This is a genomic window from Streptomyces aurantiacus, assembly GCF_027107535.1.
Taxonomy (GTDB): domain Bacteria; phylum Actinomycetota; class Actinomycetes; order Streptomycetales; family Streptomycetaceae; genus Streptomyces.
In genome coordinates this window covers 1,962,318-1,989,182 of sequence record NZ_CP114283.1, presented here as the reverse complement: position 1 = coordinate 1,989,182, position 26,865 = coordinate 1,962,318, and the positions used below count along the sequence as shown (strand labels likewise).

General features: G+C 70.2%; 25 protein-coding genes and 1 riboswitch. Of the genes, 11 read left to right on the top strand and 14 right to left on the bottom strand.

Annotated features, from left to right (window positions below):
• Positions 1 to 274: 274 nt before the first annotated feature.
• Entirely contained in the window at positions 275 to 1,624 is a 1,350-nt protein-coding gene (locus tag O1Q96_RS10455) for an NYN domain-containing protein (protein WP_269247897.1), read from the bottom strand.
• 35 nt (positions 1,625 to 1,659) lie between these two features.
• A complete protein-coding gene (locus O1Q96_RS10450) occupies positions 1,660 to 1,899 on the bottom strand; it encodes a hypothetical protein (protein WP_217455377.1) in 240 nt (79 codons plus the stop codon).
• Between the two features lie 247 nt (positions 1,900 to 2,146).
• Between O1Q96_RS10450 and O1Q96_RS10445 the strand changes: the two genes are divergently transcribed.
• From O1Q96_RS10445 to O1Q96_RS10415, 7 genes are all read left to right on the top strand, one after another.
• Positions 2,147 to 2,887, top strand: a complete 741-nt coding sequence (locus O1Q96_RS10445; RefSeq protein WP_269247896.1) for a rhomboid family intramembrane serine protease — start codon at positions 2,147 to 2,149, stop codon at positions 2,885 to 2,887.
• Positions 2,884 to 3,165 (top strand): Lrp/AsnC family transcriptional regulator, encoded by a 282-nt coding sequence (locus O1Q96_RS10440; protein ID WP_055615922.1) that lies wholly within the window; start codon positions 2,884 to 2,886, stop codon positions 3,163 to 3,165. Before O1Q96_RS10445 ends, O1Q96_RS10440 begins: the two co-directional genes overlap by 4 nt.
• Positions 3,166 to 3,388: 223 nt before the next feature.
• The gene (locus O1Q96_RS10435) at positions 3,389 to 3,655 is read left to right on the top strand and encodes a small secreted hydrophilic protein (RefSeq protein ID WP_269247895.1); all 267 of its coding nucleotides are present in this window, start codon (positions 3,389 to 3,391) and stop codon (positions 3,653 to 3,655) included.
• Positions 3,656 to 3,767: 112 nt separating this feature from the next.
• Entirely contained in the window at positions 3,768 to 5,159 is a 1,392-nt protein-coding gene (locus O1Q96_RS10430) for a sensor histidine kinase (RefSeq protein WP_331276103.1), read from the top strand.
• Positions 5,156 to 5,818, top strand: a complete 663-nt coding sequence (locus O1Q96_RS10425) for a response regulator transcription factor (RefSeq protein ID WP_269247894.1) — start codon at positions 5,156 to 5,158, stop codon at positions 5,816 to 5,818. The genes O1Q96_RS10430 and O1Q96_RS10425 overlap by 4 nt, the downstream gene beginning before the upstream one ends.
• A gap of 63 nt (positions 5,819 to 5,881) precedes the next feature.
• The gene (locus O1Q96_RS10420) at positions 5,882 to 7,300 is read left to right on the top strand and encodes an SLC13 family permease (protein ID WP_269247893.1); all 1,419 of its coding nucleotides are present in this window, start codon (positions 5,882 to 5,884) and stop codon (positions 7,298 to 7,300) included.
• Between the two features lie 82 nt (positions 7,301 to 7,382).
• The gene (locus O1Q96_RS10415) at positions 7,383 to 8,651 is read left to right on the top strand and encodes a glycerate kinase family protein (RefSeq protein WP_269247892.1); all 1,269 of its coding nucleotides are present in this window, start codon (positions 7,383 to 7,385) and stop codon (positions 8,649 to 8,651) included.
• Here the strand turns inward: O1Q96_RS10415 and O1Q96_RS10410 are convergent.
• The 6 genes from O1Q96_RS10410 to ctaE all read right to left on the bottom strand — a co-directional run bounded on the left by O1Q96_RS10410 (position 8,594) and on the right by ctaE (position 15,859).
• On the bottom strand, positions 8,594 to 9,991 hold the full coding sequence (locus O1Q96_RS10410; RefSeq protein ID WP_269247891.1) for an aminotransferase class V-fold PLP-dependent enzyme: 1,398 nt from the start codon (positions 9,989 to 9,991) through the stop codon (positions 8,594 to 8,596). The genes O1Q96_RS10415 and O1Q96_RS10410 overlap by 58 nt on opposite strands.
• Positions 9,992 to 10,168: 177 nt before the next feature.
• Positions 10,169 to 10,285: riboswitch (SAM riboswitch) on the bottom strand.
• Positions 10,286 to 10,455: 170 nt separating this feature from the next.
• Complete coding sequence (trpD, locus tag O1Q96_RS10405) at positions 10,456 to 11,520, bottom strand: anthranilate phosphoribosyltransferase (RefSeq protein WP_269247890.1); 1,065 nt, start codon at positions 11,518 to 11,520, stop codon at positions 10,456 to 10,458.
• Positions 11,521 to 11,662: 142 nt separating this feature from the next.
• Positions 11,663 to 13,303, bottom strand: a complete 1,641-nt coding sequence (gene qcrB / locus O1Q96_RS10400) for a cytochrome bc1 complex cytochrome b subunit (RefSeq protein ID WP_269247889.1) — start codon at positions 13,301 to 13,303, stop codon at positions 11,663 to 11,665.
• Entirely contained in the window at positions 13,300 to 14,367 is a 1,068-nt protein-coding gene (gene qcrA, locus O1Q96_RS10395) for a cytochrome bc1 complex Rieske iron-sulfur subunit (RefSeq protein ID WP_269247888.1), read from the bottom strand. Before qcrA ends, qcrB begins: the two co-directional genes overlap by 4 nt.
• Positions 14,364 to 15,173: a cytochrome bc1 complex diheme cytochrome c subunit gene (gene qcrC / locus O1Q96_RS10390; RefSeq protein WP_217455366.1), complete on the bottom strand. Its 810-nt coding sequence runs from the start codon at positions 15,171 to 15,173 to the stop codon at positions 14,364 to 14,366. The genes qcrA and qcrC overlap by 4 nt, the downstream gene beginning before the upstream one ends.
• 65 nt (positions 15,174 to 15,238) lie before the next feature.
• Positions 15,239 to 15,859 (bottom strand): aa3-type cytochrome oxidase subunit III, encoded by a 621-nt coding sequence (gene ctaE, locus O1Q96_RS10385; protein ID WP_217455365.1) that lies wholly within the window; start codon positions 15,857 to 15,859, stop codon positions 15,239 to 15,241.
• Positions 15,860 to 16,048: 189 nt separating this feature from the next.
• On the opposite strand from ctaE, the gene O1Q96_RS10380 reads away from it, so the two are divergent.
• A complete protein-coding gene (locus O1Q96_RS10380) occupies positions 16,049 to 16,450 on the top strand; it encodes a DNA-binding transcriptional response regulator (RefSeq protein ID WP_269247887.1) in 402 nt (133 codons plus the stop codon).
• 108 nt (positions 16,451 to 16,558) lie between these two features.
• On the opposite strand, the gene O1Q96_RS10375 is transcribed toward O1Q96_RS10380, so the two are convergent.
• The 4 genes from O1Q96_RS10375 to ctaC all read right to left on the bottom strand — a co-directional run bounded on the left by O1Q96_RS10375 (position 16,559) and on the right by ctaC (position 21,104).
• Positions 16,559 to 17,857: a L,D-transpeptidase gene (locus tag O1Q96_RS10375; RefSeq protein WP_269247886.1), complete on the bottom strand. Its 1,299-nt coding sequence runs from the start codon at positions 17,855 to 17,857 to the stop codon at positions 16,559 to 16,561.
• Between the two features lie 129 nt (positions 17,858 to 17,986).
• Positions 17,987 to 18,385, bottom strand: a complete 399-nt coding sequence (locus O1Q96_RS10370) for a cytochrome c oxidase subunit 4 (RefSeq protein WP_269247885.1) — start codon at positions 18,383 to 18,385, stop codon at positions 17,987 to 17,989.
• Positions 18,382 to 20,115 carry an aa3-type cytochrome oxidase subunit I gene (gene ctaD, locus O1Q96_RS10365; RefSeq protein WP_269247884.1) on the bottom strand — a complete coding sequence of 578 codons (1,734 nt, stop codon included), beginning with the start codon at positions 20,113 to 20,115 and terminating at the stop codon, positions 18,382 to 18,384. The genes O1Q96_RS10370 and ctaD overlap by 4 nt, the downstream gene beginning before the upstream one ends.
• Positions 20,112 to 21,104, bottom strand: coding sequence for an aa3-type cytochrome oxidase subunit II (gene ctaC / locus O1Q96_RS10360; protein ID WP_383205481.1), 993 nt, complete (start codon positions 21,102 to 21,104; stop codon positions 20,112 to 20,114). The genes ctaD and ctaC overlap by 4 nt, the downstream gene beginning before the upstream one ends.
• A gap of 443 nt (positions 21,105 to 21,547) precedes the next feature.
• Here ctaC and O1Q96_RS10355 point away from each other — a divergent pair, with 443 nt between their 5' ends.
• A complete protein-coding gene (locus O1Q96_RS10355; protein WP_269247882.1) occupies positions 21,548 to 22,951 on the top strand; it encodes a cysteine desulfurase/sulfurtransferase TusA family protein in 1,404 nt (467 codons plus the stop codon).
• Positions 22,952 to 23,050: 99 nt separating this feature from the next.
• On the opposite strand, the gene O1Q96_RS10350 is transcribed toward O1Q96_RS10355, so the two are convergent.
• A complete protein-coding gene (locus tag O1Q96_RS10350) occupies positions 23,051 to 24,025 on the bottom strand; it encodes a carbohydrate kinase family protein (RefSeq protein WP_269247881.1) in 975 nt (324 codons plus the stop codon).
• A 162-nt stretch (positions 24,026 to 24,187) separates the two neighbouring features.
• On the opposite strand from O1Q96_RS10350, the gene O1Q96_RS10345 reads away from it, so the two are divergent.
• Both O1Q96_RS10345 and O1Q96_RS10340 read left to right on the top strand, forming a co-directional pair.
• The gene (locus tag O1Q96_RS10345; protein ID WP_269247880.1) at positions 24,188 to 24,406 is read left to right on the top strand and encodes a hypothetical protein; all 219 of its coding nucleotides are present in this window, start codon (positions 24,188 to 24,190) and stop codon (positions 24,404 to 24,406) included.
• Between the two features lie 235 nt (positions 24,407 to 24,641).
• A complete protein-coding gene (locus tag O1Q96_RS10340) occupies positions 24,642 to 26,171 on the top strand; it encodes a hypothetical protein (protein ID WP_269247879.1) in 1,530 nt (509 codons plus the stop codon).
• 149 nt (positions 26,172 to 26,320) lie between these two features.
• Here the strand turns inward: O1Q96_RS10340 and O1Q96_RS10335 are convergent, their stop codons facing one another.
• Positions 26,321 to 26,677, bottom strand: coding sequence for a HesB/IscA family protein (locus tag O1Q96_RS10335; protein WP_055617203.1), 357 nt, complete (start codon positions 26,675 to 26,677; stop codon positions 26,321 to 26,323).
• Positions 26,678 to 26,865: the final 188 nt, after the last annotated feature.

The window sequence follows — 26,865 nt, the reverse complement described above, 5'->3', positions numbered from 1 at the left end:
TGATCACCCGAGTAGAGGTTCGAGGCCTGACCCTAGTGACCACCCTGTGATCAGTTCAAATCCTCCTCGGAAAAATCTCGGTCACCGACCGCATTCTTTGCACTCAACTCACGTGCAGTAATGCGTGATTGACACTACGTTGCGTGAAGGTTTCGCCAATTCGGGCAAGTCGACCATGTGTTGCGCTTGGGGCGTCCGGCGCGTATGTGACGTACGAGACAGAAAGGCGGCCGTGGACGGCCCGAGCGGCGGGGCTGCCCGCGAACGGCCTCTCTCAACCCCTCGACAGGCGCTTGAGCAGCACCACGGAGGCCACCGGCCGCGCGCCCGCACTGGCCACACCGTCGGCCACCTCGCGGTCGGTGGAGACGACGATGACGGGCCGGCCCGGGGGCTCCGCACGCACCAGCTGGCGGATCAACTCGTCCGCGGTGACGCCCGGCTTGGAGAACAGCACCCGCACCCCGCGCGGCGGCGCGAGCAGCACCGGGGCGGCCAGCTCGGCCCCGTCGAAGACACAGGTGACCTCGGCGCCGGTCTGCGCGGCGAGCTGTGAGAGCTGGCCGAGGAGCCGCAGGCGCTGCTTCTCCAGCGGCATCTGCGGATAGCCGGTCTTGGTGACGTTGTAGCCGTCGACGACCAGGTGCGCCTGCGGCAGCGCGAGCAGCTGGTCGAGGATCGCTGGATCGTTCTCGGACAGCGCCCGGGCGGCGATGTCCTTCGGTGTCATGCGTCCCGGCTCGACCGCGTCCACGGTCTCCGCGGGCCGCACCGACACCGGCGGCAGAGCCAGTTCGCGGCGCAGCCCCTGAGTCGCGTCGAGCACGGTGTCCAGCAGCAGCCGTACCCGCATGTCCTCGACGCTGCGGCCTTCGCGGGCCGCGCGGCGGGCGGCTTCCAGGGCCGCCTCCGCCTCACCGAGCCGCGACTTCAGGCGCCGGCTCTCGCTCTCGGCGGCCGACACCTGGGCCTGGCCGTCGCCGCGTACGGACTCCATCTCGCCCCGCAGCTTGCGCAGGGCGGCCTCGCCGCGCTTGACGTCACTGAGCGCCCCGCGCAGTTTGCGGTGCAGCGACTCGGCTTCCTTCTTCGCCGCTTCGAGCTCGGTGCGCAGCCGCTCCGTCTCGGTACGGGTCTGGCCGCGGGCCTCGGCGAGCTCCTCGCGCAGCCGCTCCAGCTCGGCGCGGCTCTCCTCGTCGGCGCGCTCGGCGTCCGCCCGCAGTGCCTCCTCGCCCGCGGCGGTCACCAGCTTGACCCAGCCCGGGGGCCGCAGCACATAGGCCGCGGCCGCCACGTCGAGCGGGTCCGCGGCCGGGGGCGCAGAGCCTGAGACGAGAGCGCCGGACAGCTCCGGCTGCGCGTCTCTGAGTTTCTCGGCGATGCGCTGTCTGAAGAGCGGGTCCGTCTCCATGGCCGCCGCCATCGCCGTACCCGCGAACTTGGCGCGGCGATTGGGGGCGAACCGGGCGTACTGCCTCAGCTGGGCGGGCAGTTCGGCCACGGTCAGCCCGCCGAAGCCGTCCGAGACGATCTGTACGACCTTGCGGCGCACACCGTCGGGCAGCGGACGATCGAGCACCTCGGCGTCGCCGTCGTCCGGCTCCTCGCCTGTGGTCTCCACCATCCTTCACCCCATCGTCCGTGCGGGGCCCGCTCCTGTCAGGAGCCGGCGCCCGGCCTGTCCACCAGTTCCACCTGATCCACCGCGTTGCACCAGCGGCAGCGCACGGACTCGATGGTCTCACTGACCACGTCGCGCTCCTCGACCTTCGGTTCCCCGGCCAGGTCGAGATGCACGTACTCGACGACCTTCGACGAACGGGTCACGTCGAATCGCGTCAGGTTGCCGCAGAGCGTGCAGCGCCAACGGGTCTCGGTGGTCGGGAGGGGAACCGTCATCGTGGCAGTCGCTCTCTTTCCTGGATCTCCGCGGCGCACCAGCTGTCCTGGAGCGTGTGGCTCGTAACCCTACGGCCTGGCGCGTACCGAGCGCTCCGCTGGAGGGGTGGTCCGAAAACCGCGGGCCGTCCGTGACCGGTCACGGACGCGCGGCGGGCCGTCGCCATGTCACGGCCCCGCGCCCCCGCGGGGCGCGAAGCGGCGAGGCACTCTGCGCCGATCGGTTCCGTTACGTCATGATCTGCCCATGATCGGCAACTGGGGCAGGACCGTCGGCAGGACGGCCGGAGCGGCCCGGGGGCAGTCCGCTCCGGTGACCTACGGACTGATCGCCCTGTGCTGTCTGGTCTTCGTGATCGGCCCGGCCTCGGGCCTCGGGCCCGCGTACGGCACCGGCGACGAGCTGCTCTCGGCGCAGCGGGCCTATTTCGAACGGTGGGGGGTGGTGCCCGTCGAACTGTTCCAGGGGAGGCCACGGGCCGCCGTCACCCCGGCCACCGCGCTCTTCGTGCACGGCAGCTGGCTGCATCTTCTGGGGAACATGCTCTTCCTCTATGTCTTCGGGGCGATGGCCGAGGAGAGGATGGGCCACGTCCAGTTCGCCCTCTTCTACGTGGGCTGCGGCTACCTCGCCCTGCTCGGCTACGCGGCCGCCCACGCCGACTCGGCACAGACCCTCGTCGGCGCGTCAGGGGCGATCTCCGCGGTCCTCGGCGCCTTCCTCTACCTGTTCCCCAAAGCCAGGGTGACCAGTCTCTTTCCGTTCCTCTTCTTCCTCCCGCTGCGGTTTCCCGCCTGGGTCGTGCTCCCGTTCTGGGTGTCCCTGCAGTGGCTGGCCGCCGGGCGCGCGACACAGGGCCCCGGCGTCGCCTATCTGGCGCACCTGCTGGGCTTCTCGGCCGGCTTCCTCTACGCGTGGGTGCGGTACGGCCGTCCGGCTAGAGTGAAATCCCCAGCGCCGGCCACCGAGGGAGAAACCCAGCCGTGATCACCGCGATCGTGCTCATCAAGACCAGCGTGGACCGGATCCCCGAGATCGCCGAGTCGATCGCCGCGCTCGACAGCGTCAGCGAGGTCTTCTCCGTGACCGGCACGTACGACCTGATCGCCATGGTCCGGGTGAAGGCCCATGACGACCTGGCCGATGTCATTCCCGGGATGATCAGCAAGATTCCGGGGGTGGAGGGCACGGACACGCATGTGGCGTTCCGGACGTACTCGCAGCACGACCTCGAGGCCGCGTTCGCCATCGGGCTCGACAACTAGTCCGGATCGCGGGGCCGGGTGCCGGCTGCGGGTCGGTGGTGACCGACCGCACGGTTTCCCGCGCCCCCCGGGGGGGGCCGCTCACCGGCGGAGCCGAGGAGCGCCCGTGGCGGGGTGGCCGCCGCGTCGAGCCCTCGGGCCCACCGGCCCCCGCATCCCAGGATGAAGAGTTCTTCATCCGGCGCTCATCCGGGCGCACCCCCGGGCCCCGCACCATCGGCCCATGGTCTTCTCCCACCGTATGGCGGCCCTCGCCGCCGTCGTGGTGATCCCGCTGGGGATCGCCGCCACCAGTTACGCCCTGACCGACAGTCCGGAGTCCCCGAAGGTGCCGCCCAGAGTCGAGCTGGAGAGCGGTTCGCCCTCGGCGGCGCCCACCTCCGCGAAACCCACCCCGACCCCGACTCCGACCCCGAGTGACGAGGTCGTGTCACGGCCTCCGGTGAGTGATGACGACGATGACGACGACGGCCCGGGAGACGACGGCTGAGCCCGTTCCCGCACCCATGCCCGGGTCCGCTCCCGCATCCTTGCCCGGCTCCGTGTCCGTGCGTCGGCGGGTCTCGGCCCGGGTCCGCATCCTGCTCTGGCTGCTGCTCGTGATGGCCGTGGCCTTCGCCGCCGTGGCCACGACCACCCGCTCGATCCTCCTGCGGGACGTCGACTCCCGCGTCAGCGGCCTGCTCGCCCAGGAGACCGGCGAGTTCGCGCACTTCGAGGAGCGCGGGGTGGATCCCACGACCGGCCGGCCCTTCAGCGATCCCGGACGGCTGCTGCGCGTCTTCCTGGAGCGGCAGTACGCCGACCCCGACGAGGAGCTGATGGGGCTCCTCGCCGGCCCCTCGGGCGCCGCCCCGGCGAAGCTCGTCCAGGACCGCGAGATCCCCGTGGAACTGCCTCTGCACCGGGATGCGGCGGCCCGTCGGCAGATCTTCGCGTCGACCGCGTCCACCGGTACGCTGCACCGCGCCGCCGGGGACGTCCGGTGGGCCAAGGTCGCCATCGCCCGTCCGGGCGGCGAGCCGGAGGCGGCGTTCGTCGTCGCCTTCCACCCGGGGCGCGAACAGGCCCGCGCGAACGAGGTGTTCCGCATCCTGCTGGCCATCTGCGGTGTGGCGCTGCTGCTGACGACGGGGATCGCCTGGGTGGTGGCCGGCCGCATCCTCAAGCCCGTACGGCTGGTGCGCACCACCGCCGCGCAGCTCACGGAGCAGGACCTCACGCGGCGCATCCCGGTCCGTGGCCACGACGACATCGCCGCGCTGGCCGAGACGTTCAACGCGATGCTGGACCGGCTGGAGCGCGCCTTCGCCGCCCAGCGGGAGTTCGTCGACGACGCGGGCCACGAACTGCGCACCCCGATCACCATCGTGCGCGGCCACCTGGAGCTGATGGGTGACGATCCGGCCGAGCGGGAGGAGACGGTCCGCCTGGTCACCGACGAGCTGGACCGGATGAGCCGCATCGTCGAGGACCTGCTGCTGCTCGCCCGGACCGAACGGCCCGACTTCGTCACCCCCGAGCCGGTCCAGCTCGCCGAACTCACCGCCGACGTCTTCGTCAAGGCCCGCACCCTCGGCGACCGGCACTGGGAGCTGGCCGAGGTCGCCGAGGGCGAGGCCCGGCTGGACCCTCAGCGCGTCACCCAGGCCATGGTGCAGCTCGCGCAGAACGCCGTGCAGCACACCGTCCCCGGCCAGTCGATCCGCATCGGCTCGCACGTCCTGGACGGACGCGTGGAGCTGTACGTGTCCGACTCGGGCCCCGGTGTGCAGCCGCAGGACGCCGAGGTCATCTTCGAACGCTTCCGCCGCGGCACCGCCCGGCGCGGTACCCGGGGCAGCGGCGCGGGCCTCGGCCTGTCGATCGTGCGGGCGATCGCGCAGGGGCACCGCGGCGGCCGGGTACTGCTGCGGCAGACCGAGGGCGGCGGGGCCACCTTCGTACTCGTGCTCGCACGGGAAGAGGAACACATGACGGGACTGCACGCATGAACCGCATCCTGATCGTCGAGGACGAGGAGCGCATCGCCTCCTTCGTCGAGAAGGGGCTGCGCGCGGGCGGCTTCACCACGACCGTCGTGGCGGACGGCGACTCGGCGTACGAGTACACGCTGACCGGCGGTTTCGACCTGGTGATCCTCGACATCGGGCTGCCGGGGCGGGACGGCTTCACCGTGCTGCGCGAACTGCGCGAGGCCCGTGTCACGGTCCCCGTGATCGTGCTGACCGCCCGGGACTCCGTACGCGACACGGTGGCCGGCCTGGAGGGCGGCGCCGACGACTGGATGACCAAACCGTTCCGATTCGAGGAACTCCTCGCCCGGGTGCGCCTGCGGCTGCGGACGGCGGCCGGAACGCCCGAGGTCACCGTGCTGCGCGGCGGTGACCTGACGCTGGACCTGCGCACCCGGCGGGCTCGGGCCGGCGAGCGGACCGTCGACCTGACGGCCCGCGAGTTCGTGCTTCTGGAGCTGTTCCTGCGGCACCCCGGACAGGTCCTGTCGCGCGAGCAGATCCTGTCGCACGTGTGGGGGTACGACTTCGACCCCGGGTCCAACATCGTCGACGTGTACGTGCGCGCGCTGCGCAAGAAGCTCGGGGCCGAGCAGGTGGAGACCGTGCGGGGAATGGGATACCGGCTCCCCGGGTGAGCGTGAAGCTTCCTTCATGTGGGGCTCATTGGAGGCTCACGGCCCGGCCGGACTCTGGGACCTGTGAGCCTGAACCTCCTCCGAACCGTCACCCTGTGCGTGGCCCTGAGCCTCTGCGCCCTGCTGGTCGTGCCCGGCAACTTCCCCGGGCTCGGCGCCGACGCCCGTCTGACGCTCGCCGTGTTCACGCTGGCGACCTGCGCGTGGATCGGTACACCCATCGACGACACGTACATCGCCCTGGGCGCGGGGCTCGCCCTCACCGTGACCGGGGTGATCAGCAGCGACACGCTCTTCGGCACCCTCGGCGACTCGACGGTCTGGCTGCTGATCTGCGCCTTCGTGCTCGCGGCGGCGGTGACCCGGACCGGGCTCGCCGGGCGGGCGGCGGCGTTCCTGGTCGGCGGGGCGCGCGGCGTGCGGCAGTTGGTGCACCTGACCACCGCGGCGCTCGTCGTGACGGCGTTCGCGGTGCCCGCCACCTCCGGCCGGGCCGCACTGGCACTGCCGGTGTTCCTCGCCCTCGCCAAGGCACTGGCCGACCGGAGACGACTGGTCGTGATGCTGGCGCTGCTCTTCCCTACCGTGATCCTCCTGTCGGCGGTGGCGACCCTGATCGGTGCGGGAGCGCATCTGATCACGGTGTCGGTGCTGTGGGAGACCACGGGCGACCGCATCGACTTCACCCAGTGGCTGCTGCTCGGCCTGCCGCTGGCGGTGGTGTCCTCCCATCTGGCCGCCGAAGCGGTGCTGTTGACGACCACTCGGCGTTCGGACCGCCGAACTCCCGTACGGATCACGGCCGATGACATCCAGCGGCACAGCGAGCGGCCGGTCACCGGCCCCTGGACACCGGCCGAGTCGCGGTGTGCGCTGTTGCTCGCCACCGTGGTCGTGCTGTGGTGCAGCGAACCGCTCCACCAGGTGTCGCCGGCGGTCGTCGCGCTGATCGGCGCGGTCGTCGCGGCCTCGCCCGCCCTCGGGACGGTCGGCCTCAAGGACGCACTGAAGACCGTGCCCTGGTCGCTGCTCCTCTTCATGGCCGCGACGATGGCGATGGGGGTCGCGCTCGCGGACTCGGGGGCGGCGAAGTGGCTGGTGTCCGGCCTGCCGGTCGACGTGGAGCCGTGGCTCTTCCTCGCGCTCGTCGTCGCGGTGAGCACGGCGGCCCACCTCGTCCTGCAGTCCCGCTCGGCCCGCTCGTCCGTCCTCGTGCCGCTGGTCGTCGCGGCGGCCGTGGGCGCGGGCGTCAACCCGGTCGCGGCGGCGCTGGCGTCCACCGCGGCGGCGGGCTTCTGCCACACACTGCCGGCCTCCGCGAAGCCCGTCACGCTCTTCGCGGAGATACCCGGCACGCCGACCTACACCCCGCGCGACCTGCTGCGCCTGTCCGCGGTTCTCGCCCCGCTGACGGCCGCCCTCGTCCTGCTCTTCGCCCTCGCCGTGTGGCCGCTGTTCGGCGTGCCCGTGCTGAAGCCCTGACCCCTGAAGCCCCGACCCCCGATCGCCGGGACCTGGAAGGCCCGGATCCCGGACGTCCCGCAGCTCTGAAGGAGCCCCGCCCATGCTGACCCGTTTCGCCGTCGCCCCCAGCGGCTTCAAGGAGTCCCTGTCCGCCCAGGCCGCCGCCGACGCCATCGCGGCGGGCGTACGCCGTGTCGTCCCGGACGCCGAGGTCGATCTCATTCCACTGGTGGACGGAGGCGAGGGCACCGCCCGGGCCCTCGCCACGGCGACCGGGGGCCGGCTGGTCGCCCTGCCCGCCACCGGCCCGCTGGGCGAGCCCGTGGGCACCCACTTCGCGCTGCTCGGCGTGGGTGGCACGGCCGTCGTGGAGATGGCGGCCGTCGCCGGCCTCTCCCTCGTCCCGCACTGCCTGCGCGATCCGGGCGCCACCACCACGTACGGCGTGGGCGAGCTGATCCGCGCCGCCCTCGACACGGGCGTACACCGCGTGCTCGTCGGCTGCGGCGACTCGGGCACGTCGGACGGGGGCGCCGGCGCGCTCCAGGCGCTGGGCGCCAGACTGCTCGACGCGGACGGCTTCGAACTCCCGCACGGCGGAGCCGAGTTGGTACGCCTTCAGCGCATCGACCCGACGGGCCTCGACCCCCGCCTCGCGGACGTGGAACTGCTGGTCGCCTGCAACCCGTACAACGTGCTCTGCGGTGAGCTGGGCGTGGCCCGTGTCTTCGGTCCGCAGAAGGGGGCGACTCCCGCACAGGTCGAACAGCTGGCGGCCGGTCTGGAGAACTGGGCGCGCGTGCTCACCCGGGACCTGCCGGTCACCGGCGACCTGTACGGCGGCCCCGGTACGGGGGCCTCCGGCGGCCTGGGCGCGGGCCTGGCGGCTCTCGGCGCCCGTCTCCTCCCCCGCTTCGAGGTGCTCCTCGACCACCTCGACCTGGACGCGCGGCTGGCCCGCGCCGACCTGGTCCTCACCGCCGAGGGCGCCCTGGACCACCAGACACCGCGGGGCAAGGTCCCGGCCGAGGTGGCCCGCCGCGCCAAGCTCCACGGGCGTCCGGTCCTCGCCCTCGCGGGCACCCTCGGCGAGGGCGCGCACACGGTGCCCGGCGTGGACGCGTACAGCGGGATCCTGCCCGCTCCGATGGCACCGGCCGAGGCGTTCCTGCGGGCCGGCGAGCTCCTCACGGACGCGACGGAGCGGGCCCTGCGCATGGTGGTACTGGGCGCCCAGCTGCCCACCGGGCCACGGCCCCGGACGCCTGAAGCGGCACCCACGCCCCTGTCCGCACCCCTGTCCGCGCCACTTCAGACGCCGTTGTCCGCCCCGGTGTCCGGGACGCAACGGCCGTCCTCCGTACGGTAGTTCCAGCGCGCGCCGTCCGTGACAAGCTCCTTCACGGCTCGCACGAACCGCTCCACGTGCTCGTCGGGCGTGCCCGCGCCGAAGCTGACCCGGATGGCGTTGAGGGACTTCTCGCCGGGGGCCGCCTCGGGGGCACCGCACTCGCCCTGGGTCTGCGGGTCGCTGCCGAGGAGCGTACGGACGAGGGGGTGGGCGCAGAAGAGGCCGTCACGGACGCCGATGCCGTACTCGGCGGAGAGCGCGGCGGCGAAGTGCGAGCTGTTCCAGCCGTCGACGACGAAGGAGATGACGCCGACGCGCGGGGCGTCGTCCCCGAAGAGCGAGAGCACGCGGACCTGCGGCACCTCGGCGAGGCCCCGGCGGACGGTGTCGACGAGGTGCTGCTCGCGGGCGACCAGGGTGTCGAAGCCGGCCTCGGTGAGCGCCTTGCAGGCGGAGGCGATGGAGTAGGCGCCGATGACGTTGGGCGACCCGGCCTCGTGCCGTGCGGCGTTCTCGTGCCACTCCACGTCGACGCCGCCGTCACTGCGCCGCGACACCTTCCGCGAGGCACCCCCGCCGACGAGGTACGGGGCGGCCTCACGCAGCCAGTCGAAGCGTCCCGCGAGCACACCCGAGCCGAACGGCGCGTACAGCTTGTGTCCGGAGAAGGCGACCCAGTCCACGTCCAACTCCAGTACGGAGACGGGGTGGTGGGGCGCGAGCTGGGCCGCGTCGAGGACGATCCGGGCGCCCTGCGCATGGGCGGCGGCGGCCAGTTCCCGTACGGGCCACAGTTCACCGGTGACGTTCGAGGCGCCCGTGACGCACACGAGTGCCGGTCCGTACGGGTCACGGTCGGCGAGGGCCCGCTCCAGTGTCGCGACGGCCTCACCGGGCGTGCGCGGGGCGTCGAGGTACGTGACCCGGGCGTCCTGCCACGGCAGCAGTGACGCGTGGTGCTCGGTCTCGAAGACGAAGACCTGGCAGTCGGCGGGGAGGGCGGCGGCGAGGAGGTTGAGCGAGTCGGTGGTGGACCGGGTGAAGACGACCTGGTCGTCGCTCCGGCAGTCGAGGAACTCAGCGACCGTCCTGCGGGCGTTCTCGAAGAGGTCCGTGGACAGCTGGGACAGGTACCCGGCCCCGCGGTGCACGCTGCCGTAGTACGGGGCGTACGCGGCCACGTCGTCCCACACCCGCTGGAGGGCGGGGGCGCTGGCGGCGTAGTCGAGTGCCGCGTAGGTGACCTCGCCGCCGATCACGAGCGGAACGGTGACGTCCCGGCCCAGCACGGGCAGGGGCCCGGAGGCGTCGGTGTCACAGCAGGCGGACCGGTCGGAGGCAGCGGTGGAGACAGACATGGCGAACTCCTGTGAGAGGCAGGCGAAGTCACTGTGCGGGCGGGCACGGCCCGGCACAGGAAAGGTGAAGGGGGTACGCGGAGGTGGGGCTCGGCGCCCTATCGCATTCGCTTGCTCATGAAAGACTCCCTCGAACGACCAGGACCCCTGGTGTCTCCGCTCACAGAAGCGGCGAGGGGTCCGCGCTTGCCGTAGACCTCACTGCCTACGACCTGGTCTTCACCCGGGGCACCCCGCCACGGACGGAGGGTTGCCGGACAGTCGGCCGGGGCCTCATGACTGTCACTCATGACCTGCCAGCATCTTGCCACACGATCACCGGGGCGCAACCCCGCTGTCCGCATACCGGGACGATGCCCCCTGGACGACGACTGCCCCGCGCCCCTGCAGGGGCGCGGGGCTGCCGTCGTCCAGGGGCGCGGGGAACTGCGCGACCAGCCCCCACCGGGCCGCGGACGACAGCGCTACCGGTGGGTGGCGGCCACCCACCGCTCCAGCGACCGCAAGGCCGCCCCGGAGTCGATGGCCTCCGCGGCGCGGGCCATCCCCGCCCGGATCTGCTCCGCGAGGGAACCGGACCCCGGCGACAGCGCCACCAGCGCCGCCGCCGAGTTCAGCAGGACGGCGTCCCGTACGGGGCCCGTCTCCCCCTGGAACAGCCGCCGCGCGACATCCGCGTTGTACGAGGCGTCGGCGCCCCGCAGCGCCTCCACCGGCACCAGCTCGATTCCCACGTCACGCGGGTCGAAGGCCTCCTCTCGCACCTGCCCGTCCCGTACGACCCACACCCGGGACGTGGACGTGGTGGTCAGCTCGTCGAGCCCGTCGTCCCCGCGGAAGACGAGCGACGAGTTGCCGCGCTCCGCCAGGACGCCGGCCACGATGGGCGCCATGGGCGCGTGCGCCACCCCGACCGCCTGCGCCTTCACCCGTGCCGGATTGGTGAGCGGGCCGAGGAAGTTGAAGGTCGTCCGGATACCCAACTGTCCCCGTGCCGCGGCCACATGACGCAGCGCCGGATGGAACTTCACCGCGAAGCAGAAGGTGATCCCGGCTTCTTCGGCGACCTCGGCGACCCGCCGCGGCGTCAGCTCCAGATTGACGCCGAGCTTCTCGAGGACGTCCGAGGCACCGGACGCGGAGGACGCCGCGCGGTTGCCGTGCTTGACGACCTTGGCACCCGTACCGGCGATGACGACGGCCGACATCGTCGAGATGTTGACGGTCTTCGCCCCGTCCCCGCCGGTACCGACGATGTCGACGGTCTCCCCCGGCACCTCGATCACGTTGGCGTGCGCGTACATCGTGCGGACCAGGCCGGTGATCTCCTCGACGGTCTCGCCCTTGGCCCGCAGCGCCACCGCGAACCCGGCGATCTGGGCGTCGGTCGCCTCGCCCCGCATGATCAGGTCCATCGCCCAGGCCGTGTCGTCGGCGCTCAGGTCGCGGCCGTCCAGCAGGCCGTTCAGGAGAGCGGGCCAGGAACGGCCCGCCGCGAAGTCGCCTCCAGCGGGGGTCACAGCACTCATTTGCCGCTCCTGGGTTCGTAGACGCGCGACGGTGGATTCACCCTGCGTACAGGGACGGGTCCACCCTATCCAGCCCTTGGGACGGCAAAGAGCCCCGTCCATGCAATGGACGGGGCTCCAGCCGTGGCGAACAGGTCGGAGATCAGTGGTGGCCGTGGCCGCTCGTGATCTCCTTGTACTCCTCAGCGGTCGGCTTCGGGATCTGGTTGTCCTCACCGAAGTAGGCGTTGCTGAGCTTGGCACGCAGCTTCTGCGGGCCCTTCACCTTGCGCTCGACACCGTTCTCGTCGACCACCGGGCCGATCTGCGCCGGCTCGTACTGCTCGTGCGCCGTGAGGGTGTGCAGGGCCTCCTGGCTGAGCGGCTCGTGCACCTCGACGAACTCACCGTGCGGCAGGCGCTTGATGATGCCCGACTCGCGGCCGTGCAGCACCTTGTCCTTGTCCCGGCGCTGGAGGCCGAGGCAGATCCGCTTGGTGGCGACGAACGCGAGGACCGGTCCGAGGAAGAACCCGATGCGGACGAACCAGGTGACCGCGTTGATCGACAGATGGAAGTGTGTGGCGACGATGTCGTTGCCACCACCGATCAGCATGATCACGTACGCGGTGACCCAGGCGACACCGAAGGCCGTGCGGGTCGGTGCGTTGCGCGGACGGTCCAGGATGTGGTGCTCGCGCTTGTCCCCGGTGATCCAGGACTCGATGAACGGGTAGAGCGCGATCATCGCGAGGAAGATACCGAAGACCACCAGGGGGATGAACACGCCCAGGACGAGGGTGTGTCCCCAGATGTTGATCTCCCAGCCGGGCATGGCTCGGATCAGACCCTCGGCGAAGCCCATGTACCAGTCGGGCTGGGCGCCCGTGGACACCTGGTCCGGCCGGTACGGCCCCAGCACCCAGATCGGGTTGATGGTCGCGACCGCGGACAGCATGGCGATGAACCCGAAGACCAGGAAGAAGAAGCCTCCGGCCTTGGCCATGTAGACCGGCAGCAGCGGCATGCCGACGACGTTCTTGTTGGTCTTTCCGGGACCCGCGAACTGGGTGTGCTTGTGGTAGAAGACCAGGATCAGGTGGCCGACCACGAGCCCCAGCATGATGCCGGGCAGCAGCAGGATGTGGATCGAGTAGAACCGCGCGACGAAGTCGCCGCCCGGGAACTCCCCGCCGAACAGGAACATCGAGATGTACGTGCCGACGATCGGCATCGACAGGATCGCGCCCTGGGTGAAGCGGACACCGGTGCCGGAGAGCAGGTCGTCCGGGAGCGAGTAACCGGTGAAGCCGGTGAACATGCCCAGGACGAACAGCAGGAAGCCGAACAGCCAGTTGATCTCACGCGGCTTGCGGAACGCGCCGGTGAAGAAGACGCGCATCATGTGCACGAACATGCCGGCCAGGAAGACGATCGCCGCCCAGTGGTGGATCTGCCGGATCAGCAGACCGCCACGCACGTCGAAGCTGATGTCCAGCGTGGAGGCGAACGCCTCCGACATCAGCTGTCCCTGCAGCGGGACGTAGCTTCCGTGGTACTCGATCTCGTTCATCGAGGGGTGGAAGAACAGCGTCAGATACACACCCGTGAGGATGATGATCAGGAAGCTGTAGAGGCAGATCTCGCCCAGCATGAAGGACCAGTGGTCCGGGAAGATCTTGCGCATGTTGGCCTTGGCGAGGGAGTAGATCCCCAGCCGGCCGTCGGCCCAGTCGGCGACGCGCTCGCCGGCCGGTGCCTTCTCGCGCGAGCGCGAGTCTGCGGAGTTGGTCGTAGTGCTCATCCGCGCTCCCAGAAAGCAGGACCGACGGGCTCTGCGAAGTCGCTGAGCGCCTCGAGGTAACCCTCGTCGTTCACACCGATGCGCAGCTGCGGCAGGGCGTGACCGGCCGGACCGAAGATCACTCGGGCACCGTCGGAGAGGTCGAAGGTGGACTGGTGGCACGGGCAGAGCACGTGGTGCGTCTGCTGCTCGTACAGGGAGATCGGGCAACCGACGTGGGTGCAGATCTTCGAGTAGGCCACGATGCCCTCGTGGGACCACTCGAGCTCCTGCTTGTCCTTGATGTTCTCCGGCTGCAGCCGGACGATCATCAGGGCCGCCTTGGCGATCTCGGTCTGGAAATCGTGGTCGTGCTCCTCCAGGCCCTCAGGCATGGCGAAGGTCAGCGACCCCACGGCGACGTCGGACGGACGCAGCGGCTCGTTCGTGTTCATGTTGACGAGCAGCTTGCCCTTGGACCACAGCGTGTGCCGGAGCTTGTCCTCCGGCAGCGGACCGAGGTCGCGCAGCAGGACGATGCCGGACAGCGGGAACAGGGTCAGCGCGCCGAACATCGTGTTGCGGATGAGCTTGCGGCGGCCGAGCGCGGACTCCTTGGCACCCTGCTTGAAGTCGGCCAGAACCTTGGCCTTGACCTCGGGCTCCGCCGCGATGGGGTGGCGCTCGTCGGCCATCTCCTCGTCGGACATCAGGGTGCGGGCCCAGTGGACCGCGCCCGCGCCGATGCAGAACAGCGCCAGGCCGAGCGTCATGCCCAGGGCGAAGTTCAGACCGCTGATGTGACCGAGCGGGAAGATGTAGACGATCTTGTCGGCCGGGATCGTCACGAAGGACGCGATGAACCCGACCGTGGCCAGCATCGACAGCGTGAACAGCAGGGCGACCGTGCGCTCGGACCGCTTGGCGGCCCGCTCGTCGATGTCCTGGATGCGGTGCTCGTGCGGCGGCAGACCGGGATCCGCGAACGGGTGCTTCTCGTCCGCGACACCCACGGCACCGTGCGCGTGCTCGTCGTCGGCCCGCTCGGCGGGCAGCTTCTCTTCTGGAATGTCTTGGCTACTCATGACTTCTTGGCCTTTGCGGTCCGGGCGGCGACCCACACGGCGACGGCGATCAGTCCGCCGAGACCGAAGATCCAGCCGAAGAGGCCTTCACTGACCGGCCCGAGGCCGCCCAGCTCCAGACCACCGGGGCTCTCCGAGTCATCGCTGTTGACCGCGTCGAGGTACGCGATGATGTCCTGCTTGTTCTTCTCCGTCAGCGTGGTGTCGGGGAAGGAAGGCATGTTCTGCGGGCCGGTCTGCATGGCCTCGTAGAGGTGCTTCGGGTCGACATCCTCCAGCGTCGGGGCGTACTTGCCGTTTGTCAGCGCGCCGCCCTTGCCGGTGAAGTTGTGGCACTGCGCGCAGTTGGTCCGGAAGAGCTCGCCACCCTCGGCGATGTCCGCGCCCTCGGCGCTGTACTGCTCCTCGGTCGGCACGCTCGGGCCGGCGCCCAGTGAGGCGACGAACGCCGCGAGCTGGTCGATCTCGGCCTGCGAGTAGATGACCTTCTTCTTCGGGACCTGCGCGCCCGGCTGCTGGGCCGGCATACGGCCGGTGCCGACCTGGAAGTCGACGGCCGCGGCGCCCACGCCCGCCAGACTGGGACCGTCGGTGGTGCCTTCACCGCCCGTGCCGTGGCAGCTCGCGCAGCCGACGGCGTAGAGCTTCTTGCCCTCGTCGATGGCGAGGGACTGGGCGGATGTATCGGCCTGTGCCTTGTCCGCGGGCGCGAACGCGGTGTACAGCCCCCCGGTGGCCGCCAGCGCGAGGAGTAGGACGACGACCGCCGCCAGCGGATGGCGTCGTCGTGCGGAGAGCTTTTTCACGGATTACCCCGGTGTCAGGATCTTCAGCGTCGATGCTTCTGGAATGTGCGCGGGAACGGGCCCGGCTACTTGATCATGTAGATCGTGGCGAAGAGGCCGATCCAGACGACATCGACGAAGTGCCAGTAGTAGGACACGACGATGGCGGCGGTCGCCTGCTCATGCGTGAACCTGCGGGCGGCGTAGGTGCGCCCGAGGACCAGCAGGAAGGCGATGAGACCACCCGTCACGTGCAGGCCGTGGAAGCCGGTGGTCAGGTAGAACACCGAGCCGTACGGGTCCGACGAGAGCGACAGGCCCTCGTGCTTGACCAGCTCGGTGTACTCGTAGACCTGACCGCCGATGAAGATCGCACCCATCACGAAGGTGACGATGAACCACATCCGGAGCTTCTTCACGTCCCCGCGCTCGGCGGCGAAGACGCCGAGCTGGCAGGTGAGGGAGGAGAGCACCAGGATCGTGGTGTTCGTCGCCGAGAACGGGAAGTTCAGGCTGGACGCCATTTCCTTCCAGTGGTCGGGACCCGTCACCGATCGCAGGGTGAAGTACATCGCGAAGAGGGCCGCGAAGAACATCAGCTCGGAACTCAGCCAGATGATGGTTCCGACGCTGGTGAGGTTCGGTCGATTGACCGACGGGTGCGCGTGCCCGGTATCTACTGTCGTTGCTGTCGCCACGACCGACATTATGTCGGTCGCTTATCCCGCCCTCACTCCCGGGGGTGCCGTTCGGGGTGTCTGTGGGGTGTGTCCAGCCCGTATGGCCCATCGAAGCCCTGTCCGAACCGGTGTTGACCACGTGGTCGAGGGAGTAGCATCCGCGCAGCGGACCCTGTCCGTGATCTGTCTCTACGACGCTGACGTCCCGGAGGAAGAATGCAGCCGACCGCAACGGTGCTGGTCTACAGCGACGACTCCAACACCCGCGAACAGGTGCGGCTCGCGACGGGCCGCAGGCCCGCGACGGACGTTCCCCAGGTCGAGTTCATCGAGTGCGCCACCCCTGCCGCGGTCATCAAGGAGCTCGACCGCGGCGGCATCGACGTGTGCGTGCTGGACGGTGAGGCGGTTCCCGCGGGCGGGATGGGGATCTGCCGGCAGATCAAGGACGAGATCTTCAACTGCCCGCCGGTGCTGCTGCTGATCGGACGGCCGCAGGACGCGTGGCTGGCCACGTGGAGCCGGGCCGAGGCCGCGGTGACCCTGCCGGTGGATCCTGTGGAGTTCGCCGCCGCCCTGGCCGGACTGCTCCGCGGCAAGCGGGCCCTGAGCGCCTAGTCGCCGTCCCACTGGCGTGGTGGGGCGAGGGCGACTGCCGGGGTCGGTGTGGCCGGTCGCGCGGTTCCCCGCGCCCCTCTCGGGCCCCTGCGGGCCCTCATGGGACTGCTACGCGGGCTCGGGGTTCAGGCGCAGGCGGTCCTCGGGGGCCGGGCCCTCCGTGGTGTCCGCCACCAGGGCACTGCCCTTGCGCCATTTCTTCCAGGTCAGGTTCCAGTCACCGAAGCCGTTGCCGAACGCGTCCATCGTGTTGCCGTACGAGTTGACGACCTTGACGATGTCGCCGGCGCGGACGGTCTCGAAGAACCACTCGGCGTTGGCCATGCTCATGCCGGTGCAGCCGTGGCTGACGTTGGCCGCCCCCTGCGAGCCGGTGGACCAGGGCGCGGCGTGCACGTACTCGCCGCTCCAGGTGACCCTGGTGGCGTAGTACACGGGCAGGTCGTAGGACTCCGCGCTGCCCTCGGCGATGCCGATGCTGGTGCCGCGCATCCGTACGAAGTACTCCTTGCCCAGCACGACCTTGACGCCGTTGCGGGTGTCGAAGCCCGGTTTGCCGGTGGTGACGGGGATCGTCTTGATCGCCTCACCGTTCCGGTAGACCGTCATCGAGTGCGACGCGGCGTCCGTCACGGCCTCGATGCGGTCGCCCGTGGTGAGCGTCAGGGGCTTGACCTCGCCGCCCCAGAGCCTCTCGGCGACCTTGATGCCCGAGAGGTTGCTGTACGCCCGGACGGTGGCGTTGCTGGGCCAGTACTCCTTGGGGCGGTAGTGCAGCTTCTTGTCGTCCACCCAGTGCCAGGCGCCCTGGACCGCGGGCTGCGACCGGACCTTGAGGGCCCGTTCGACGACGGCCCTGGCGGCCTTGTCCTTGACCGGGACGCTGAGCTCGGCGGTGATGGGCTGGCCGACACCGTACGTGCCCCTCTCGGGCCCGAACGTCACGTTCAGCCGCTTCTTGGTTCTGGGGGTGCTGGTGTCGAAGCCGACGACCTTGCGTCCCGGCGCGCCGTCCTCGTCCTCGGTGCTCACGCGCACCGTGTAGTGGGCTCCTGCGGCGAGCGGTGAGGTGCTGTGCCAGCGGCCTCCGTCGGCCGACAGTTCGCCCGCCACGTACCGCCCTGCGGCGTCCGTGGCCGTCACGTCGGTGATGCGGCCGTCGGAGTCCTGGGCGGTGATCTCCAGGGGCTTGTCCGGGTCCGCCTTCTTGCCGTCGCTCACGGCGGCGCTGAAGGAGACGTCCTCGGCCGCGTCGTACGGCTTGGCGGAGAGCGGGTGGCCGTCGGAGCCGCAGGCCGTGGTGCCCACGGCTATGGCGGCCATCAGTGCCGTGCAGCTGACGGCGGTACGGTTCCGCGGGCGCGCCGCACCTGTGTCGGCGCCCCTGGAGGAAGCTGAGTGGCTCATGTCCTCAACGTAGGAACGGCTGTCGGTCGCGGCGCGCCGAGTGGGCCGTGCGGGGGACGGAAAGCGTGGCAAAAGAGGGAAGCCCGGACCTCCTGACGGAGTGTCCGGGCTTCCTTCGCTCAGCGCGTGCTACTGGTTCTGGCTTTCTCCGCGGTAGTACTCGAAGACCCAGCCCCACAGGCCGATCACGATGATCGGGGCCGAGAAGTAGAGCAGCCACCAGCCGAAGACGACGCCCATGAAGGCGAGCGCGCCGCCGATGCCGAGGGAGAGCGGCTGCCAGCTGTGCGGGCTGAAGAAACCGACCTCACCGGCGTCGTCCGCGACGTCGGCCTCCTTGTTGTCCTGTGCGCCCGTGTCGACCCGCCGGGCGGTGAACCACAGGTAGTAGCCGATCATGACGCTCAGGCCGAAGCCCAGGAAGAGCGCCGTGGTGCCGGCCGGCTCCTTCGACCACACGCCATAGACGATCGCCATGACGAGGATGAAGACGGCGAGCCAGATGAACATCTTGCCCTGGACCTTCACTTGCCGGCCTCCTTTCCACCAGCGAGGGCCTTCTCACCGTGACCGGCGTTCTCGAGCTGATCGAGAGCGGCGATCTCCGGGTGGTGCAGGTCGAAGGCCGGGGATTCGGAACGGATCCGCGGCAGCGTGAGGAAGTTGTGCCGCGGCGGCGGGCAGGACGTGGCCCACTCCAGCGAACGGCCGTAACCCCACGGGTCGTCGACCTCGACCTTCTTGCCGTACTTGGCCGTCTTCCACACGTTGTAGAAGAAGGGCAGGATCGACAGGCCGAGCACGAACGAACTGATCGTCGAGATCGTGTTCAGCGCGGTGAAGCCGTCGGCCGCCAGGTAGTCCGCGTACCGGCGCGGCATGCCCTCGGCGCCCAGCCAGTGCTGGACGAGGAAGGTGCCGTGGAAGCCGATGAACAGGGTCCAGAAGGTGATCTTGCCGAGGCGTTCGTCGAGCATCTTGCCGGTGAACTTCGGCCACCAGAAGTGGAAGCCGGAGAACATCGCGAACACGACCGTGCCGAACACCACGTAGTGGAAGTGCGCCACCACGAAGTACGAGTCCGAGACGTGGAAGTCCATCGGCGGCGAGGCCAGGATGACACCGGTCAGACCACCGAAGGTGAAGGTGATCAGAAAGCCGGTGGCCCACAGCATCGGGGTCTCGAAACTCAGGGACCCCTTCCACATGGTGCCGATCCAGTTGAAGAACTTCACACCCGTCGGCACGGCGATCAGGAACGTCATGAACGAGAAGAACGGCAGCAGCACACCGCCGGTGACGTACATGTGGTGCGCCCACACCGTCACCGACAGGCCGGCGATGGCGATGGTCGCGCCGATCAGGCCCATGTAGCCGAACATCGGCTTGCGGGAGAAGACCGGGATGACCTCACTGATGATGCCGAAGAACGGCAGCGCGATGATGTACACCTCTGGATGCCCGAAGAACCAGAACAGGTGCTGCCACAGCAACGCTCCGCCGTTGGCCGAGTCGAAGATGTGCGCGCCGAACTTGCGGTCCGCCTCCAGCGCGAACAGCGCAGCCGCCAGGACGGGGAAGGCCAGCAGGACCAGGACCGCGGTCAGCAGCACGTTCCACACGAAGATCGGCATGCGGAACATGGTCATGCCGGGCGCGCGCATGCAGATGATGGTGGTGATGAAGTTGACCGCGCCCAGGATGGTGCCGAACCCGGAGAACGCCAGACCCATGATCCACATGTCGGCGCCGATGCCCGGCGAGCGGACCGCGTCGGACAGCGGGGAGTAGGCGAACCAGCCGAAGTCGGCCGCGCCCTGCGGGGTGAGGAAACCACCGACCGCGATGAGCGAGCCGAACAGGTACAGCCAGTAGGCGAACATGTTCAGCCGCGGGAACGCCACATCGGGGGCACCGATCTGCAGCGGCATGATCCAGTTCGTGAAGCCCGCGAACAACGGCGTCGCGAACATCAGCAGCATGATCGTGCCGTGCATCGTGAACGCCTGGTTGAACTGCTCGTTCGACATGATCTGCGTGCCGGGACGGGCCAGTTCGGCGCGCATGAACAGCGCCATCACGCCGCCGATGCAGAAGAACGCGAACGACGTGACCAGGTACAACGTGCCGATCGTCTTGTGGTCCGTGGTGGTGAGCCACTTGACCACGACGTTGCCCGGCTGCTTGCGCCGGACCGGTACCTCGTTCTGATAGTGCTCGGTCTCGGCGGCACCCTGAGGTTCGTTGAGGATGCTCACAGTACGTTCGTCTCCCGTTCCTTCTCGTGGTCCGTCTGCTCGATGCCGGCCGGGACGTAACCGGTCTGGCCCTTCTCGGCGAGCTCCTTGAGGTGGGCCTCGTAGCGCTCGGGAGAGACGACCTTCACGTTGAAGAGCATCCGGGAGTGGTCCACGCCGCAGAGCTCGGCGCACTTGCCCAGGAAGGTGCCCTCCTTGTTGGGGGTCACCTGGAAGGAGTTGGTGTGACCCGGGATGACGTCCTGCTTCATGAGGAACGGCACCACCCAGAAGGAGTGGATGACGTCACGCGAAGTGAGGACGAAGCGGACCGTCTTGCCCTTGGGGAGCCAGAGGGTCGGACCGGGGTTGTGCGTCTGCGGGTTCTCCGTGCCGGGTGTACCGACGTCGTAGACACCACCGGCGCCGGCCGGGAAGTCCTTCTTGAACCGTTGCGGAATCGCGTCCAGGTTCTTGTCGGTCTTCGCGTCACCGGTCGAGCCGTCGACGTTCTCGATGTAGTTGAAGCCCCAGCTCCACTGGAAGCCGACGACGTTGACCGTCACATCGGGCTTCTTGTCGAGACTGAGGAGCTTCGACTCGTCGCGGGCCGTGAAGTAGAACAGCACCGAGACGATGATGAGGGGGACCACCGTGTACAGCGCCTCGATGGGCATGTTGTACCGGGTCTGCGGGGGAACTTCGACCTTGGTGCGGCTGCGCCGGTGGAAGAACGCGCTCCACAGGATCAGGCCCCAGACCAGCACGCCCGTGGCGAGCGCTGCGGCCCACGAGCCCTGCCACAGGGAGAGGATCCGAGGAGCCTCTTCCGTGGTCGGGGTGGGCATACCAAGGCGGGGAAAGTCCTTGTATGTGCAACCGGTCGCGGTCGCCAGGACCAGGCCCGCAGTCAGTGCCTGCAGCAGCTTCCGCCGCATCGGGCGCCGCGGCATGGGGGTACCGCCCGCGCCCCCTGGGGCGTGGGGGAGGTCGGAGCCGTAGGGACTCACGTAGCGCCTTCCCGAGAGTCTCGCCCGCGCGGTCGGCTGCGGCCTTCTCGCCGGTCGGTCGCCGCCCTGCGTCGGGCAGGGGTTTGGATGTTTATGCGGACCAAACCCTACTGGACGCTTTTTGGGGTCGCGCGGGGAGGGTCCCCAACGCGCCGCCGCTCACCCCGAAGGGGTGGAACGCGTGGCTCTGCGAGGCATGTGACGGGGCGTTCGAGTGCGGTCCCCGCAGGGCGCGGCGGGGCGCCGAGAGCTCTGTCGGTGCCGTGCGTCGGCGGCTGCTGCGGCGGCGCTGTGGCCGGTGCGCAGCTCCCCGCGCCCCCAAGAAGGGGCTCCGCCCCGCCCCCGCCCTTCAGGGGCGCGGGGAACTGCGCGAGCAACCCCCGCGCACCCGCCGACGCCCAACCCCAGGCACCCCACCCCGCGGGGAGCGTTAGCGTGGCCCCGTGTCCTACTTCGACGCCGCGTCGTCCGCTCCCCTCCACCCCGTGGCCCGCCAGGCCCTCCAGGCCTCCCTCGACGAGGGCTGGGCGGACCCGGCCCGCCTCTACCGCGAGGGCAGGCGCGCCCGGTTGCTCCTGGACGCCGCCCGTGAGGCCGCCGCCGAGGCGATCGGCTGCCGTCCGGACGAGCTGGTGTTCACCTCGTCCGGCACACGCGCGGTGCACACGGGGATCGCCGGCGCGCTCGCGGGCCGCCACCGCGCCGGACGCCACCTGATCGTGTCCGCCGTCGAACACTCTTCGGTGCTCCATTCGGCGGAGATCCATCGGCGCGAGGGCGGCACGGTGTCCGAAGTGCCCGTTCTGCGTACCGGTGCGGTGTCCCCCACCGCGTACGCCGATGCCCTTCGCCCCGACACGGCGCTCGCCTGCCTCCAGTCCGCCAACCACGAGGTGGGTACGGAGCAGCCGGTGGCGGCCGCCGCCGAGTCGTGCCGTGCGGCGGGCGTGCCGCTGCTCGTGGACGCGGCGCAGTCACTGGCCTGGGGGCCGGTCGAGGGCGGCTGGTCACTGCTGACGGGCAGCGCCCACAAGTGGGGCGGGCCCGCGGGGGTCGGACTGCTCGCCGTGCGCAAGGGAGTGCGGTACGCGCCCCAAGGTCCTGCCGACGAGCGGGAGTCGGGACGCTCGCCGGGTTTCGAGAACATCCCCGGCATCGTCGCCGCGGCGGCCTCGCTGCGTGCCGTACGGGCCGAGGCGGCGGCCGAGTCGGACCGGCTGCGGGAGCTGACGGACCGGATCCGGTCACGGGTGCCCGAACTGGTCCCGGACGTGGAGGTGGTGGGCGACCCGGCCGGCCGGCTCCCCCATCTCCTCACCTTCTCCTGTCTCTATGTCGATGGAGAGACACTGCTGCACGAGCTGGACCGTGCGGGATTCTCCGTCTCGTCCGGATCGTCCTGCACGAGCAGCACGCTGACGCCGAGCCATGTGCTGAAGGCCATGGGCGTGCTCAGTGAGGGCAACGTACGGGTGTCCCTGCCCCTCGGTACGCCGGAGGAGGACGTCGACCGTTTCCTGGACGTCCTGCCCCGTACGGTGGCGGCGGTCCGCGAGAAGCTGGGCGCGCCGACGGCCGCCGCGGTGACGCCGGGCCGGGCCGGCTCCCCCGCCGCCCCGGCCCCGCTGGTGGTGGACGCCCTCGGCAAACGCTGCCCGATTCCCGTGATCGAACTCGCCAAGGTCATCACCGACGTCCCGGTGGGCGGCACCGTCCGTGTCCTCTCGGACGACGAGGCGGCCCGCCTGGACATCCCGGCGTGGTGCGAGATGCGAGGGCAGGAGTACGTGGGCGAGGAACCGGCGGAGGGCGGAACGGCGTACGTGGTCCGCCGCCTGGCCCCCTAGGACATCCGCCCCCGAAGGGGCGCGGGGAACTGCGCGAACAGCCCCCACGCACCCGCGGACGGCAACGAACCGAAGCACACCCTCAGAAGGGCACCGGCACTAAGCCAGGTGCCCCTGGACCTCCGAGGCGGCGTCGTGCCCGTATGCCTTCGTGAACCGGTCCAGGAAGTGCGAGCGCCGCAGCTGGTACTCCTGCGTGCCCTTGGTCTCGATGACGAGCGTCGCGAGCATGCAGCCGACCTGCGAAGCACGCTCGTGCGAGACACCCCAGGCCAGCCCCGACAGGAAGCCCGCGCGGAAGGCGTCGCCGACGCCCGTCGGGTCGACCTTCGCCGTCTCCTCCGGGACACCGACCTCGATCGGGTCGGCGCCGACGCTCTCGATCCGCACCCCGCGCGCCCCGAGGGTCGTCACCCGGTGACCGACCTTGGCGAGGATCTCGGCGTCGCTCCAGCCGGTCTTGGCCTCGATGAGCCCCTTCTCGTACTCGTTGGAGAAGAGGTACGTCGCGCCGTCGAGAAGGAGGCGGATCTCGTCGCACTCCATGCGGGCGATCTGCTGGGAGAAGTCGGCGGCGAAGGGGATCGAGCGGGCCCGGCACTCCTCGGTGTGCCGGAGCATCCCCTCGGGGTCGTCCGCGCCGATCAGGACGAGGTCGAGTCCACCCACCCGGTCGGCGACCTTCTTGAGCTCGATGAGACGGGCCTCGCTCATGGCGCCGGTGTAGAAGGAGCCGATCTGGTTGTGATCGGCGTCCGTGGTGCAGACGAAGCGCGCGGTGTGCAGCACTTCGGAGATCCGGACGGACGCGGTGTCGACGCCGTGCCGGTCCAGCCAGGCCCGGTACTCGTCGAAGTCGGAGCCGGCGGCCCCGACCAGGATCGGCGAGGTGCCGAGCTGGCCCATGCCGAAGGCGATGTTCGCACCCACGCCGCCCCGGCGTACGTCCAGATTGTCGACCAGGAAGGAGAGGGAGACCGTGTGCAGCTGATCCGCGACCAGTTGGTCGGCGAAGCGGCCGGGGAAGGTCATGAGGTGGTCGGTGGCGATGGAGCCCGAGACTGCGATACGCACGGCTAGGACACACTCCTGCGAGGAGGGGGATTGACAGTTCACGCTACCGGGTCGGAGTACGGCAGGCGGCGGGGTCTTCCTGGAGTCCGTCACGTCGAAGCAGGCAAAACTACCCAATAGTAGGGCTTTTTTCGTGGGACCTGAGGTGCGTACGGTGCCGTCATGACGAACCTCAAGATCCATGGTGATGCCCCGCTCGGCCCCGAAGGCGTGGCGGGCGGGCTCGCGGAGCTGCGGGGTGACTGTGCGCGCATGGCCCCGCACTGGTCGGCTCCCGCCCGGATCACCGCCCTCCCGGTGTCCCCGTCGCTCATCCACGGTGTGACCGTGCCGCCCGCCTCCGCCCGCCTGCTGGACGGCATGTCCGACTACGGCGACTGATCGGCTCCGACGAGAGTGCGGGACCGTGACGCCGTGCGGCTCCGCCGCAGGGGCGCGAGCAGTCACTGACGGCCTGCGGATTTCGAACCCGCTCCCCCCGGAGGGAACCGCGCGCTCCCCCGCCGCGTCCCATCGCTGTCCCCCGTAAAGGGGAGGCAGGATACGACCCTGCTGTGCCCTGACCCGGTCAGGGGTGGGTCCCATGGGACAGCGGTGTGGCAGAAGGAGCGATGCGGTGGACACCGAGCGACCCGACAACGAAGCGGCCGGCGCAGCCGACGAGGACCAGCCGCGCCGACGGCGTTCGCCGGTGGCCGTCGCCTCGGTGGCGGCCGCGGTGATCCTCGTGGGTGGCGGCGGGGCGTACTTCGCCGCCACCGCGTCCGGCGGTTCCGGCGGTTCCGGGGGCAGGGACAGTTCCGGTACGCCGGGCGGTGACGGCAGTCCGCCGCTCCTCGCCCTCGGCGGTTACACGGAGAGCGGTGCGAGCGGCACCGGCGGCACGAACGGCATCGCTCCCGGCGAGCCCGACCCGAACGGCGCGACCTACCGCGCCGAGGGCGAGCTGCCCGGCGGCCCCTCCTCCTCGGCCGTCTACCGGGCGAAGGGCGAGGTCACCGCGGCGGAGGTGGCACGGCTCGCGAAGGCCCTGGGCGTGGAGGGCACCCCGAAGGCGGAGGGGGACGCCTGGAAGGTCGGGGCCACCAAGGACGGCTTCGGGCCCGGTCTGCAGGTGAGCAGGAAGGCGCCCGGCATCTGGACGTTCAGCCGTTTCGCGGCCCGCACCGACAACTGCAGGAGCACCACGGTGTGCGCGAGCGGGAGTGCCGAGGGCGCCGAGACCGACCCGGTGAGCGCCGAGGCCGCGAAGAAGGCCGCGGCACCGGTCCTCAAGGCCGTCGGCCAGGACGACGCGAAGCTCGACGCAGGCCAGCTCATGGACGCCGTACGCGTGGTGAACGCGGATCCGGAGGTCGGCGGGCTGCCCACGTACGGCTGGACGACCGGCGTCCAGGTCGGCCCGGACGGCCAGGTGGTGGGCGGCAGCGGCCAGTTGAAGGCACCGGTGAAGGGGGACACGTATCCCGTCATCAGCGCGCGGAAGACGCTCGGCCTGCTGAACGGGTCAGGGACGGGCGGCGGGCGCGTGGGGATCGGTGGCTGCGCGAGCCCCGTGCCGCTGAAGGACAGGAACAAGACGCCCTGCGAGGCGTCGACCACGGCGCCGAAGCCCGCTCCGGTCGTCGTCGAGGACGCGGTGTTCGGCCTGGCCGCGCACTTCGTGGACGGCCGGCAGGCGCTGGTGCCGTCCTGGCTCTTCGAGGTACGGCCCCCGGGGGCCGACGACAGCTTCACGGTCACCCATCCCGCGGTCGACCCGAAGTATCTGACCTCCCCGAAGCCGTCCGAGGCCCCTCCGAGCGAGAGCCCGACTGCCCGGCCCAGCCCGCGGACGAGCGAGCCCGGCGGCGGGACCTCCGCGGCGCCCGCGACGCGGGACGTCCGGGTCGAGGGCTACAGCGTGAAGGGCAGGGAGCTGACCGTGCGCTTCACGGGCGGCGTGTGCAGCGACTACGCGGCGTCGGCGGACGAGACCGGCGGCAGGGTGACGGCCCGGGTGACCGAGACCTTCGACCCGGACGCGGTCTGCATCCTGATCGCCAAGGTCTTCCACAGGAAGGTCGAGCTCAAGGAGCCGCTCGGGGACCGGAGGGTGGTCGGCGACGACGGCAAGGCCGTACCCCTGGAGAAGGACCTTCCCTAGCCTGCCAGGCAGCCGGGGAAGGGGACTCCCCGGTCACTGGTACGCGAAAGGCGGCGCCCCGTTGGAGGGGGCGCCGCCTTTCTGCGATGCTCGGCACCCGGTCGGGGCCGCCGCGCGGAGGCCGGCTCGGCCGACCGGGAGCGGCAGTCCTAGCTGAAGGAGTCGCCGCAGGCGCAGGAACCCGTCGCGTTCGGGTTGTCGATCGTGAAGCCCTGCTTCTCGATGGTGTCCACGAAGTCGATCGAGGCGCCGCCCAGGTACGGAGCGCTCATGCGGTCGGTGACGACCTTCACGCTGCCGAACTCCTTGACGACGTCACCGTCGAGGGAGCGCTCGTCGAAGAAGAGCTGGTATCGCAGGCCGGAGCAGCCGCCGGGCTGAACGGCGACGCGCAGCGCCAGGTCGTCGCGACCCTCCTGCTCGAGCAGGCCCTGGACCTTGGCCGCGGCGGCGTCCGACAGGAGGATGCCGTCGCTCACGGTGGTGGTCTCGTCCGATACGGACATCTGCTTCTCTCCCGGGTTGTACGGAGACTGCTTGCCGACGGTTGCAACCGGCGGGGCCGCGGATTCATTCCGGGCCGAGCGTTGAGTCTTCGGGTTCTCTCTTCATGCTCGCACACACCGCGGAAAGCGGAAAACAGCCTGTGGACAACCCCACGGGCCGGGCCGCGGAACGATCTCCGTCCCGGCCT

Bases quoted from the DNA above. Each gene is read 5' to 3' on its own strand.
- ctaE (WP_217455365.1), bottom strand. From the start codon at position 15,859: ATGTCGGTCGTGGCGACAGCAACGACAGTAGATACCGGGCACGCGCAC.
- O1Q96_RS10430 (WP_331276103.1), top strand. From the start codon at position 3,768: ATGGCCGTGGCCTTCGCCGCCGTGGCCACGACCACCCGCTCGATCCTC.
- O1Q96_RS10455 (WP_269247897.1), bottom strand. From the start codon at position 1,624: ATGGTGGAGACCACAGGCGAGGAGCCGGACGACGGCGACGCCGAGGTG.
- O1Q96_RS10415 (WP_269247892.1), top strand. From the start codon at position 7,383: ATGCTGACCCGTTTCGCCGTCGCCCCCAGCGGCTTCAAGGAGTCCCTG.
- O1Q96_RS10380 (WP_269247887.1), top strand. From the start codon at position 16,049: ATGCAGCCGACCGCAACGGTGCTGGTCTACAGCGACGACTCCAACACC.
- O1Q96_RS10375 (WP_269247886.1), bottom strand. From the start codon at position 17,857: ATGAGCCACTCAGCTTCCTCCAGGGGCGCCGACACAGGTGCGGCGCGC.
- O1Q96_RS10425 (WP_269247894.1), top strand. From the start codon at position 5,156: ATGAACCGCATCCTGATCGTCGAGGACGAGGAGCGCATCGCCTCCTTC.
- trpD (WP_269247890.1), bottom strand. From the start codon at position 11,520: ATGAGTGCTGTGACCCCCGCTGGAGGCGACTTCGCGGCGGGCCGTTCC.
- O1Q96_RS10445 (WP_269247896.1), top strand. From the start codon at position 2,147: ATGATCGGCAACTGGGGCAGGACCGTCGGCAGGACGGCCGGAGCGGCC.
- qcrA (WP_269247888.1), bottom strand. From the start codon at position 14,367: ATGAGTAGCCAAGACATTCCAGAAGAGAAGCTGCCCGCCGAGCGGGCC.
- O1Q96_RS10335 (WP_055617203.1), bottom strand. From the start codon at position 26,677: ATGTCCGTATCGGACGAGACCACCACCGTGAGCGACGGCATCCTCCTG.
- qcrB (WP_269247889.1), bottom strand. From the start codon at position 13,303: ATGAGCACTACGACCAACTCCGCAGACTCGCGCTCGCGCGAGAAGGCA.
- O1Q96_RS10410 (WP_269247891.1), bottom strand. From the start codon at position 9,991: ATGTCTGTCTCCACCGCTGCCTCCGACCGGTCCGCCTGCTGTGACACC.
- O1Q96_RS10345 (WP_269247880.1), top strand. From the start codon at position 24,188: ATGACGAACCTCAAGATCCATGGTGATGCCCCGCTCGGCCCCGAAGGC.
- O1Q96_RS10450 (WP_217455377.1), bottom strand. From the start codon at position 1,899: ATGACGGTTCCCCTCCCGACCACCGAGACCCGTTGGCGCTGCACGCTC.
- O1Q96_RS10435 (WP_269247895.1), top strand. From the start codon at position 3,389: ATGGTCTTCTCCCACCGTATGGCGGCCCTCGCCGCCGTCGTGGTGATC.